The 10,947-nt window shown below is 71.1% G+C and carries 11 protein-coding genes; 4 read left to right on the top strand and 7 right to left on the bottom strand.

The window, feature by feature from the left end; genetic code table 11:
* From AB0I76_RS13695 to AB0I76_RS13685, 3 genes are all read right to left on the bottom strand, one after another.
* On the bottom strand, positions 1–866 hold an 866-nt coding region (locus AB0I76_RS13695; protein ID WP_357034316.1), incomplete at its 3' end, for an expansin EXLX1 family cellulose-binding protein.
* Positions 867–979: 113 nt separating this feature from the next.
* On the bottom strand, positions 980–1,795 hold the full coding sequence (locus tag AB0I76_RS13690; protein WP_357034314.1) for an MOSC N-terminal beta barrel domain-containing protein: 816 nt from the start codon (positions 1,793–1,795) through the stop codon (positions 980–982).
* A gap of 47 nt (positions 1,796–1,842) precedes the next feature.
* Complete coding sequence (locus AB0I76_RS13685) at positions 1,843–2,676, bottom strand: class I SAM-dependent methyltransferase (protein ID WP_357034312.1); 834 nt, start codon at positions 2,674–2,676, stop codon at positions 1,843–1,845.
* A gap of 242 nt (positions 2,677–2,918) precedes the next feature.
* On the opposite strand from AB0I76_RS13685, the gene AB0I76_RS13680 reads away from it, so the two are divergent.
* Positions 2,919–4,412 (top strand): sugar transferase, encoded by a 1,494-nt coding sequence (locus AB0I76_RS13680; RefSeq protein ID WP_357034310.1) that lies wholly within the window; start codon positions 2,919–2,921, stop codon positions 4,410–4,412.
* Here the strand turns inward: AB0I76_RS13680 and rfbD are convergent.
* The gene (rfbD, locus tag AB0I76_RS13675; protein WP_357034308.1) at positions 4,344–5,267 is read right to left on the bottom strand and encodes a dTDP-4-dehydrorhamnose reductase; all 924 of its coding nucleotides are present in this window, start codon (positions 5,265–5,267) and stop codon (positions 4,344–4,346) included. The genes AB0I76_RS13680 and rfbD overlap by 69 nt on opposite strands.
* Positions 5,264–6,271: a dTDP-glucose 4,6-dehydratase gene (gene rfbB, locus AB0I76_RS13670; RefSeq protein ID WP_357034306.1), complete on the bottom strand. Its 1,008-nt coding sequence runs from the start codon at positions 6,269–6,271 to the stop codon at positions 5,264–5,266. The genes rfbD and rfbB overlap by 4 nt, the downstream gene beginning before the upstream one ends.
* Before the next feature lie 84 nt (positions 6,272–6,355).
* On the opposite strand from rfbB, the gene rfbA reads away from it, so the two are divergent.
* From rfbA to AB0I76_RS13655, 3 genes are all read left to right on the top strand, one after another.
* The gene (gene rfbA / locus AB0I76_RS13665; protein WP_357034304.1) at positions 6,356–7,243 is read left to right on the top strand and encodes a glucose-1-phosphate thymidylyltransferase RfbA; all 888 of its coding nucleotides are present in this window, start codon (positions 6,356–6,358) and stop codon (positions 7,241–7,243) included.
* Positions 7,240–7,863: a dTDP-4-dehydrorhamnose 3,5-epimerase family protein gene (locus tag AB0I76_RS13660; protein ID WP_357034302.1), complete on the top strand. Its 624-nt coding sequence runs from the start codon at positions 7,240–7,242 to the stop codon at positions 7,861–7,863. The genes rfbA and AB0I76_RS13660 overlap by 4 nt, the downstream gene beginning before the upstream one ends.
* Positions 7,864–7,988: 125 nt before the next feature.
* Entirely contained in the window at positions 7,989–9,047 is a 1,059-nt protein-coding gene (locus tag AB0I76_RS13655; RefSeq protein ID WP_357034300.1) for an LCP family protein, read from the top strand.
* Positions 9,048–9,100: 53 nt separating this feature from the next.
* Here AB0I76_RS13655 and AB0I76_RS13650 read toward each other — a convergent pair whose 3' ends face one another.
* Together AB0I76_RS13650 and AB0I76_RS13645 are read right to left on the bottom strand one after the other, a co-directional pair.
* Positions 9,101–10,360: a DUF1501 domain-containing protein gene (locus AB0I76_RS13650; RefSeq protein ID WP_357034298.1), complete on the bottom strand. Its 1,260-nt coding sequence runs from the start codon at positions 10,358–10,360 to the stop codon at positions 9,101–9,103.
* Between the two features lies 1 nt (position 10,361).
* Positions 10,362–10,947: DUF1800 family protein (locus AB0I76_RS13645; RefSeq protein ID WP_357034296.1), on the bottom strand; the 586-nt coding region annotated here is incomplete at its 5' end.

Genomic DNA, 10,947 nt, shown 5'->3' with positions numbered 1-10,947 from the left:
CTCCGGCTGGGGGACGGGGTCGGCCGGGGACCGGGCCGCGCGGAGGTGGCGGCCGGCGCCGGGCGGGTGGTGGCGCCGGTACCAGTCCCGCCGCCGTACATCCGGACGTCGCTGCGCTGGACCTCGCCGGGCGCCAACCGGACCCCGGTGGCGGTGACGCGGTGACCGCGCGCGTCGGTGACCCGGAGGGCGTACGGGCCCGGACCCACGCCCTCGGCGACGAGCCAGTAGTTGTAGTCCTGCCGCGCGGCCGTGCGCCAGGTGTCCGACCCGCTCTGCCGGACCTCGACCGTGCGCAGCGGGTTGCCGTGCCGGGCCACCTGCACGGCCAGCCACCAGCGCGAGGAGCCCTCCTTGACCCGGAAGCTGAGCGGGCCGGGCAGCTTCGGGTCCACCACCGCGCGGTAGCTGACCGGTACGATCCCCGCGACCGGGTCGGCGATGCGGGCGAATGCCTCCCGGGACAGGTCGAGGTGGCCGGGCGGGCATTCGGGGCACTGGTCCATCACCAGCACCCGGACGGCGCCCCGGGGGCCGGTCACGTCGAGGTACCCACCGCAGGCGGCGCCGGCGGCGTACTCGCTCGGGCCGAGCGCGACGTAGAGCCGGTCGGTGGGTGCGGCCGGGTAGGAGCAGTTCCCGCCGGCTCCCTTCGAGTCGTAGAAGGTGGCCTTGCCCTGGTGGGCGACACCGGCGGCCGGCGGCGCCGCGAGAGCGAGCGCGGGTGCGGCGCAGGCGGGGGCGGCACCGGACCGCAGGGCGAGGGCCAGACCGAGGACGACGGCGAGGGCCGTCGCGCCCCCGGCGGCGAGCCAGCGAACGGGACGGCGGCCGGAGCCGGCCGTGGGAGCGGTACCGTCGGTCACGTCCGCCGATGCTGCCGCAGCGCGCGGCGGGCTGACAAGCGGGCTAAGCGAAAGCTAAGACGTGGCCTGCGGCGACCGGATGGCGGTCACGTCCGGAGTGGACGGCCGCCGGCTCAGTCGACGACCACCTCGTCGCCGACGGACACCTGGCCCGTCCCCTCGGGAACGAGGTTGAGTCCGAAGAGGACCTTCTGCTGGACCGAGCGGTGCCGGGCGAGGGTACGCAGGGGTTCCTTTCCGCGTACGCCGGTCTCCTGGTCGGTGGTGGTGACCACGCAGCGGTCGCACGGCCCGGCGGCGCGGAAGCGGACGCCGCCGACGCGCAGCGTGCGGCCGGTCCAGTCGTCCTCCGCCCACGCGCTCGCGCCGTCCACCACCAGGTTGGGGCGGAACCGGGTCATCGGCACGGGCGGCTCCCCGGCCTCGGCCAACCAGTCGTTCAGCGCGGTGAGGGACGCGGTGGTGGCCAGCAGCAGCGGGTAGGCGTCGGCGAAGCTGACCTGGTCGCCGGTGTCGTGCTTCCGGTCGGCGGCGGGAATGTGCCGGGTGGGGCGGGCGAGGTGGACCAGGCGGACCGGGCGGCCCAGCAGCTCACCGAGCCAGGCGTCGGCGGCCGGTCCGGCGGGCAGCGCGGGGACCCGCAGCTTGCGGTTGGAGAAGGTTCGCACCTCGACGGGCTCGGGCGCCGTCGGCTCCGGCACGTCGAGATCGGGACGGCCGTCGGCACGCAGGGTCAGGCCGCCGTCTCCGACGACCGCCCGGAGCCGGACCAGCCCGGCGACCTCCCGCTGGGTGACGCCGACGCCGTCGGCGTCGACCACCATCCAGCGCCGGTCGCCGGCGAGGCCCCACGGTTCGACGTGCGCGCCGTCGTGGTCGAGCCGGTGACAACCCTTGACGGGGTACGTGTGAATCGCCTTCAGCAGCACCGCCCCACCATGCCACGCCGACGTGCCCGCGGGGTGTCCGTGCCGCCCTACCAGGCCACGCCGATGCCGTCACCGGGGTACCAGTGGTTGGCCGGGCTCTCCCGGTAGGCGAGGAACCGGCGGCCGGTGCGCTCGGCGTGCTCGGCGAGCACGTTGGTGATGGTGACGTTGTCGGTGAGCAGGATCGCGCCCGGGGCGAGCTTCGGCTCGACGGCGGCGAACTCGCGGCGCTCGTGGGCGCTGCTGTGGTCGCTGTCGTGCAGGAACAGGTCGACCGGCCGGTCCAGCGCCGCGATCGACGCCAGCGAGTCACCGATCACGAGGTCGACCACCTCGGACCAGGGCGCGACCATGGCGAGGTAGCCCGCCTCGGGGTTGATGTCCAGGGAGGTCACCCGGCCCGGGTGCCCCTCGGCGGCGTTGCGCAGCAGGGCACTGGCGAGGACCACGCTGCCGAGCCCCTTGTCGACACCGGTCTCCACGACGTGCTGGGGACGGGCGGCGCGGACGATGGCGTACCAGCCGATCCGGCGGGCGTAGCGGATCTCCTTGTCGGCGAGGCCGCGCCGGTCCGAGCCGGCGATGGCCGCCAGGAGGTGCTGGCGGAGGTTGTCGTCCGACTCGATCTCGTCGAGGTACGTCCGGACCTGCTTGACCGGGATGTCGCAGACCACGCTGACGAACCAGGCGAGGTGGTTGCGGCTCAACGACGTGAGGTCGTACGTGTAGTTGTGGTGTTCGCGGGACGTCACCAGCCAGCGTGCCGAGCTTCGCAGCACCTTGGCGTCGTACCGGGCGACCGTGCGGAGCCGCTTGGGGAAGGCGGCGACCGGAGCGAGTGCGGTGCGGGCGATGGCACGGCGAAGCTTGATTCGGTCCACGGAAGCGTTGTACCAGTCCGGACCGGTGCGGTCAGGTGAAAGTTTTCATTCAGCAGCGGAGCTGGCCAGCCGCAACGGATGAGACAGAACTGGCCTACCGGATCTGGCGGCCGGCCCGGCGCGATCGTATCCTTCGGTCGCGCTACAGGTCATGACGCTGGCCGAGGCGTTCACGGGGAGGGTCAACAAGTGTTCAGTCAACGGGGAACCAGCCGTTCGCGCCCACACGGCGCCTCGGCGACATGCCGGGGTACGCGGTGATGGCGCCGCAGGAGACGATGGACGGCCAGGGATCGCCAGCCGGGTTCCCGTCTGCTCCGCTCAGGAACGAGTTGGAGGGGTCAACGCGGGCCGGCCTCGACACCACCGCCGTCCTGCCCTACGCCAGGTCCCGCACCTCGTCCCGCACCCAGTGGCTGCGGGCCTGGATGATGACGGCCCCTGTCGACGTCGTCGCGCTGCTCGCGCCGCTGCTGTTGTCGCAGAACTACTGGCGCGGCACGCTGGCCAACGCAGCCCTGACCGTCGCCTTCTTCGCGGCGGGCGGTCTCTACCGGCCCCGCCGCCACGTCAGCATCCTGGACGAGCTGCCGAGCCTCTTCGGTCGACTGCTGGCCTCCGCCGCGGTGGTGGCCATCATCGCGGCGGAGCGCCACTCCTCGGTGGAGTACGTCGGCGGGTTCATCCGGGGCGTGGCGCTCTCGGCGGTGCTGGTGATCGTCGGCCGCGCGGCCAGCAGGGCGTTCACCATCCTGGTGCGGAAGCGCCGCTGGGCGGAGCACAACGCGATCATCGTCGGCAACGGTCCGATCGGTCTCGAACTCGCCCGGCTGCTGCGCCGCTACCCGCAGTACGGCCTGCGATTCGTCGGCTGCGTCGACGCCGCGTCGCGTCAGGGCACCGGGGCGCTTCCCCTGAGCGGCACCCTGGACGACCTCGAGCACCTGGTCCGGCTGCTGGAGTGCGAGGTCCTGGTCATCGCCGACCCGCACTGCCACGAGTCCGCCCTCATGGACACCCTGCTGCGGCCCCGCAGCTCCCAGTGCGATCTGTGGGCCGTTCCCCGCCTGTGGGGTTCCCGTTCCCACCAGGGCGGATACCCCGACCACATCGGAGCCATCCCGATCGTCAAGATCGGTGACATCTCGTTCTCCGGGCCTCGGTGGGCCATCAAGCGGGCCTCCGACATGCTGTTCGCCGCGATCGCGCTGATCGCGCTGAGCCCGGTGCTGCTGCTCTGCGCCATCGCCACGTTCATCGACGGGGGCCCGGGCATCTTCTTCCACCAGGAGCGCATCGGCCGGCACGGCAGGCCGTTCAAGGTCATCAAGTTCCGGTCGATGCGCCCGGTGAACGAGCAGGAGTCCCAGACCAACTGGTCGATCGCCCACGACAAGCGCGTCGGTCCCATCGGCCGGTTCATGCGCCGCACCTCGCTGGACGAGCTGCCCCAGCTGTGGAACATCCTGCGGGGTGACATGAGCGTGGTCGGGCCGCGGCCGGAGCGGCCGTACTTCGTCGAGAAGTTCTCGGCCGAGTACCCGGACTACGCGTCTCGCCACCGGGTCCCCGTCGGGCTCACCGGGCTCGCACAGGTCAGCGGCCTGCGGGGGGACACCCCGATCTCCGACCGGGCGAGGTTCGACAACTACTACATCGAGAACTGGTCACTGTGGTTGGACGTCAAGGTGGTGCTCCGCACGGTCGCTGAGGTCTTCCGGGGCGGGGGCCGCTGACCGGGCCAGCTTCTGCGCGAGCGTCGAGCGCCAGTCCGACAGGGGCTGAAGGCCGGCTTCCTTCCAGCGTTCGTGGCCGAGGACGCTGTACGACGGCCGGGGCGCGGGGCGACGGAAGCGGTCGCTGGTGGTCGGCCGGACCCGGTCGGGGTCCAGGCCGCGCAGCGCGAACACCTCGCGGGCAAGGCCGTACCAGGTCGTCTCGCCGGACGCGGTGCCGTGGTAGGGGCCTGCTGGGGCACGGCCGGCGAGGGCCGCGTCGGCGAGCGCGACGAGCTGCTCCGCGAGCGCGTACGACCAGGTCGGCTGTCCCCGCTGATCGTCGACGACGTCGAGCTGCGCACGCTCGCCGGCCAGCCGCAGCATGGTGGCGACGAAGTTGGGTCCGTGTTCGCCGTACAACCAGGCGGTGCGCACGATGTAGCCGGTGTCCGGCAGCAGCCGGGTCACGGCGCGCTCCCCGGCGAGCTTGCTGCGTCCGTACGCGTTGACCGGGGAGGGAACCGCGTCCTCCTGGTACGGGGAGGTCCCGTCGCCCCGGAACACATAGTCGGTCGACACCTGGATCATCCGGGCGCCCGTCGCGGCGCAGGCGTCGGCCAGGTGGGCGACCGCGTCGCCGTTGACGGCCGTCGCGGCCGCCTCCTGCGTCTCGGCGCCGTCCACGTCGGTCCAGGCCGCGCTGTTGATCACCAGGTCGTGCCCGGTGACCGCGGCACGCACCGCCTCCGGGTCGGTGACGTCGAGTTCGGCGCGGGTGGTGGCCGTGACCGACAGGTCAGGTCGGAGGTCCAGGACGGTCAGCAGATCCCGGCCCAGCATCCCACCGGCGCCGGTGACCAGCAGCCGCCTCATCGGGCGACGGCCGACGCGGCCTTCAGCGGCTCCCACCAGGATCGGTTGTCCCGGTACCACCGGACCGTCTCGGCGAGGCCGCGCTCCAGGTCGATGCTCGGTGCGTACCCCAGCTCGCTATTGATCTTGCTGATGTCCAGCGAGTAGCGGCGGTCGTGGCCCTTGCGGTCGGCGACCGGCACGACCCGTTCCCACCCGGCGCCACAGGCCTCCAGCAGCCGGCCGGTGAGTTCCTTGTTGGTCAGCTCGGTGCCGCCGCCGATGTTGTAGACCTCGCCGGCGCGGCCGTTCGCCTGCACCAGCGCGATGCCCCGGCAGTGGTCGTGCACGTGCAGCCAGTCCCGGATGTTGCCGCCGTCGCCGTACAGCGGCACCGTGCCACCGTCGAGCAGGTTGGTGACGAACAGGGGGATGACCTTCTCCGGGAACTGGTACGGCCCGTAGTTGTTCGAGCAGCGGGTGACCACCACGTCCAGACCGTGGGTCCGGTGGTACGCCAGCGCCAGCATGTCCGAGCCGGCCTTGGACGCCGAGTACGGCGAGTTCGGCGACAGCGGCCAGTCCTCGGTCCAGGAGCCCTCGTCGATGGATCCGTACACCTCGTCGGTGGAGACGTGCACGAATCGGGAGGTCCGGTGCCGCAGCGCGGCGTCGAGCAGGGTCTGGGTCCCCAGCACGTTGGTCGTGACGAACGGCGCGGCACCGGCGATCGACCGGTCGACGTGCGACTCCGCCGCGAAGTGCACGACGACGTCGTGACCCGCGACGACCTCGTCGACGAGCGCAGCGTCGCAGATGTCGCCCCGCACGAACCGCAGCCGCTGGTCCTGGGACACCGGTGCCAGGTTGGCCCGGTTGCCCGAGTACGTCAACGCATCGAGAACGGTCACCACCTCGGGCTCGACGGCGGGCACCCCCGTGGCGTCACCACCGGGCACGCCCAGCAGCATCCGAACGTACTCCGACCCGATGAAGCCGGCTCCGCCGGTGACGAGGATCCTCACGGGTTCGGAAGTGTACGCGTAACCCCAGGGCAGGCGGGGTCGAGGCGGTACGCACACGCCTGCCGGTGCGGGTAGTCTCCCCCGGTGCGCGGAATCCTTCTCGCTGGTGGCACCGGCTCGCGGCTGTGGCCGATCACCAGGGCGGTGTCGAAGCAGCTGATGCCGATCTTCGACAAGCCGATGGTGTACTACCCGCTGTCCACGCTGATCATGGCAGGGGTGCGGGAAGTCCTGATCATCACCACCCCGGAGGACCAGTCCCAGTTCCAGCGGCTGCTCGGCGACGGGAGCCAGTGGGGCCTGCGGCTGGAGTACCGCGCGCAGGCCCGCCCGGAGGGCATCGCGCAGGCGTTCGTGCTGGGCGCGGACTTCATCGGCGACGAGGCGGTGGCGCTCGTCCTCGGCGACAACATCTTCCACGGGGTGGGCCTGGGCCGGCAGCTCGCCGGCCACGCCGACCTGTTCGGTGGACGGATCTTCGCCTACCCGGTGGCCAATCCCGAGGAGTACGGGGTGGTCGACTTCGACGCCGCCGGGCGCGTGCTGTCCATCGAGGAGAAGCCCACCCGCCCCCGGTCGCGGTACGCCGTACCCGGCCTCTACTTCTACGACAACCGGGTCGTGGACATCGCCGGCAAGCTCACCCCCAGCGCCCGGGGCGAGCTGGAGATCACGGCGGTCAACGAGACCTACCGCGAGTGGGGCGAGCTGTCGGTCACCGTGCTGGACCGGGGCACGGCCTGGCTCGACACCGGCACCTTCACCTCCATGATGCAGGCCGCCGAGTTCGTACGGGTCATCGAGGAACGCCAGGGCCTGAAGATCGGGTGTGTCGAGGAGGTCGCCTGGCGGGCCGGCCTGATCGACGACGGACAGCTACGGAGTCTGGCCGAGCCGCTGGTCAGGAGCGGCTACGGCAGCTACCTGCTCGGCCTGCTCAGCGAGGCGCGGCCCGGGGACGCCCTCCGATGAAGATCCGCCCGCTGAGCATCGACGGGGCGTGGGAAATCACGCCGCAACTGCACGGCGACCCACGCGGGCTGTTCACGGAGTGGTACCGCTTCGACCAGCTCGCCGCCGTGGTCGGGCATCCACTGCGACTCGCCCAGGCCAACCTCTCGGTCTCCGCGCGCGGGGTGGTCCGCGGCATCCACTTCGCCGACGTGCCTCCCGGCCAGGCCAAGTACGTGACGTGCGTCCGTGGGGCCGTCGTCGACATGGTCGTGGACGTCCGGGTGGGCTCGCCGACCTTCGGCCGGTGGGAGGCGGTACGCCTCGACGACGTCGACCGCCGCGCCGTCTACCTCGCCGAGGGACTGGGGCACGGCTTCTGCGCCCTCACCGACGACGCCACCCTGAGCTACCTCTGCTCCACCACGTACAACCCCACCGCCGAACACACCGTGCACCCCCTCGACCCCGAGCTGGCGATCGACTGGCCCGCGGAGTCGCCGCAGCTGTCGGCCCGGGACGCGGCGGCGCCGAGCCTGGCCCAGGCGCGTGACGCGGGGCTTCTGCCGCACTACGGGACCTGCCACTCGTACACCGCCGGCCTGAACTCGCGCGCCAACCCCTCCTTCGGCGGGCCGTAGCGTCCCGGCGAGAGCGAGCCACGGGCTCGGGCCAGCCCCGAGGTGTGAGCCTGTTCATTCACGAGGATGGCCCGCCGGTCGGACATGGGTACTCGGTTCGGGACCGGAATCAGTAGCATCACGCCATGCACTATCGCCACCAGTACGCGGAGCCTGAGACTCAGGTGCTCGACATCGCGCGAGCACCGGAGCCGACCGACCAACGCCGTCGACGGCGTCCCCGGTGGCAGCGCGTCGCCCTGATCACCTTCCTGGTGTTGGCGCTGATCGGTGGCGGCGGCATGATCGCGGGCGGCCTGTACCTCCGCTCGGTCGAATCCGGCATCGAACGGGTGGACGCCTTCGACGACGTGCCGGAGGAGGGCCGTCCGCAGGCGGTGGCCAAGGGCGCGATGAACATCCTGATCCTCGGCAGTGACTCCCGCGATCCGGACGGCACGTCCGGCTCCCGCACCGACACCATCATCCTGGCGCACCTGCCGAAGGACCGGTCGAGCGCGCAGCTCATCTCGATCCCGCGGGACACCTGGGTGCCGGTGCCCCAGTCGAAGGACGGCAGCAAGGGCGGCCGGAACGCCAAGATCAACGCCGCGTACGCCTGGGGCGGGGTGCCGCTGATGGTGCAGGCCGTGGAGAAGTTCACCTCGGTACGGATCGACCACGTCATGATCGTCGACTTCGCCGGCTTCAAGGAGATCGTCGACGCGTTGGACGGGATCGATGTCGACGTGGACACGACCTTCACCTCCATCCATCCTCCGCTCCGCACCTTCAAAAAGGGCCCGCAGCGGATGAACGGCGAGGAGGCGCTGGACTACTCGCGGCAGCGCCAGCAGTTCCCCGACGGGGACTTCGCGCGCATCCGGCACCAGCAGCAGGTGATCCGGGCGATCATGGACCGGGCGGTTTCGGGTGGCATCGTCACGAACCCGGCACGGCTGAACTCGTTCGTCAAGGCGTCCTCCAGCGCCGTGTCGGTGGACGAGAAGATGTCCCTGCTGGACATGGCGACCGACATGCGCAACGTGCGCAGCGCAAACCTCACGTTCCTCACCAGCCCGACGAAGGGCACCGGTCGGATCGGCAACGAGAGCGTGGTCCTCGCGAACAAGGAGAAGGCCGAGTCGTTCTACGACGCCGTCCGCCGCGACGCGGTCTCCGAGATCCTGAGCCTCGGGAAGTAGGGAACCGCGTCCCTTCCCCGTCCCAGGCAGCAGGGCCCGCCGAACGGCGGCTGTCAGTCGGGCACGACGAACGGAAGCATCGTCGGCTCGTACCCTCCGCCGAGACAGCGTGCCGGGTCGGCGTCCAGCACCGAGGCCAGCAGGGTGCCGAAGACGTCCCGGAAGTCCGTCGTCGCCTTGAGGTCGCCGTCGTCCAGGTCGGTCAGGCTCGGCTGCTCTCCGTAGAGTCCGCCCGTCACCTGGGGTCCGAGAACGAAGACCGGTCCGGCGGTTCCGTGGTCGGTGCCGTCCGAGGCGTTCGCCCGGACCCGCCGACCGAACTCGCTGTACACGACCACGGTCACCCGTCGACCGGCCTCGGTCCGCGCCAGCCTGCCCGCGAAGCTGGCCAGTGCCTGGTCGAGCTGGCGCAACAGCAGTTCGTGGCCGGGCCGCTCCGCCGCATGGGTGTCGAATCCACCGAGACTGGCGGAGTACACGCGGGTCGGGACCCCGGCCTCCACGCACTGAGCCACCCGGGAGAGCTGATCGGAGAGGACGCTCGCCCCGCCCGTGCCCGTTGCCGCGATGTCCGGTTCGGCGGTGGTGTCCGGCGGCAAGCCGACGGCTTCGGCATCCCGGATGAGCTGGTCGATCCGGATGAGATTCGCATAGGCGTCCGCAGCCCGTGCCTGCAGCTCGGATTCGTTCGGCTCCCGCCGCCCGAGCACACCGATCATCTCGGTGGTGACTCCGGCCGGCAGTTTGAGCCCGCCGATACTCACGCAGGCCCCGGTACGGGTCTCCCCCACGAGCAGCGGCGGCAGCATGGGCTCGAAACTCACCGCAGCCTCCGGCGCCGCCTTGACGCCGTCCAACCATCGGCCGACCCAGCCGGAGTTGGTCGGGCCATCGGGTGACGCCGTCTGCCAGATGTCCATGGATCGGAAATGACTCCGATCCGGTCTGGGGTACCCGGCCCCGAGGACGATGGCCAGGCGCTGCTCGCTCCACAGTCGGCTCAGGCCCTTCATCACCGGGTTCAACCCGAGCGCACCGTCGAGCCGGAGCACCCGATCCGGCTCGTAGGCCAGCTCGGGCCGAGCCGCGTGGTATGCCGGGTCCGCGTAGGGGATGACGGTGTTGAGGCCGTCGTTGCCGCCGTACAGCGTGACGATGACCAGCTTGCGCGACTTCCGGTGATCTTCCCGAACGGATGCGTCGCTCGCGGTCCGCAGGAGGTCCGCCAGGCCCAGGGCCCCCAGCCCGGCGACGGCGCCGCCGCCGGCGACGCCAGAAGCCAGAAGGAACCTGCGTCGAGTCCATGCGTCCATGTCACGTCACCAGATATTCCGGGCTCGCCAACCCGAGCGTCAGCAGGCGCCGCGGGTCGTTCGTGCCCTTCAGCGCCGAGTACGTCCGGTCGGTCCACGTCTCGACGGCAAGGACCTGCGCCATGCCTTCCGGAGTTAGCCGTTCGATCGGAACCAGCTGGGCGAGCCGCCCGGCGAGGTTCAGGCGGACCTGCGCCGCCCCGACCGTCAACCATTCCGCTCCCGCAGGCCACCCCTCGACACTCGGAGGGGCGAACGGCAACTGCCCCAACCGTTCCAGAGCGTTGAGGGCGTACGTCAGCATCTCGTCGGACAGCCTTCCCGGCCGCAGGCCCAACTGCCGCATCGCGCCGACGAACCATTCCGTCGGCTGCTTCACCAGCTTGCCCGCACTGGCCCGGAACGCGTCGTCCTCGAAGAGCTTCCGCAGCATCGCCATCGAGTCCGGAAACGCGCCCACCATTCTGTCCCGGGTGGACTCGGGGATCGGCTCGTTCGACGAGGCGTAGCGGAACCACAGCCGCTCGGCGATGAAGCGCGGGCACGTTTCGTGCCTGAGCAGGAGATCCACGAGCGAATGCGCGTCG

The organism is Micromonospora sp. NPDC049799 (assembly GCF_040656655.1).
Lineage (GTDB): Bacteria > Actinomycetota > Actinomycetes > Mycobacteriales > Micromonosporaceae > Micromonospora.
Note: the sequence above shows the minus strand (reverse complement) of the source record. Positions and strands in the feature narration are given on the sequence as shown.

What these genes read in the sequence shown, in the direction of transcription:
- AB0I76_RS13680 (WP_357034310.1), top strand. Translation starts at nt 2,919, where the DNA reads ATGCCGGGGTACGCGGTGATGGCGCCGCAGGAGACGATGGACGGCCAG.
- AB0I76_RS13655 (WP_357034300.1), top strand. Translation starts at nt 7,989, where the DNA reads ATGCACTATCGCCACCAGTACGCGGAGCCTGAGACTCAGGTGCTCGAC.
- AB0I76_RS13660 (WP_357034302.1), top strand. Translation starts at nt 7,240, where the DNA reads ATGAAGATCCGCCCGCTGAGCATCGACGGGGCGTGGGAAATCACGCCG.
- AB0I76_RS13650 (WP_357034298.1), bottom strand. Translation starts at nt 10,360, where the DNA reads ATGGACGCATGGACTCGACGCAGGTTCCTTCTGGCTTCTGGCGTCGCC.
- rfbD (WP_357034308.1), bottom strand. Translation starts at nt 5,267, where the DNA reads ATGAGGCGGCTGCTGGTCACCGGCGCCGGTGGGATGCTGGGCCGGGAT.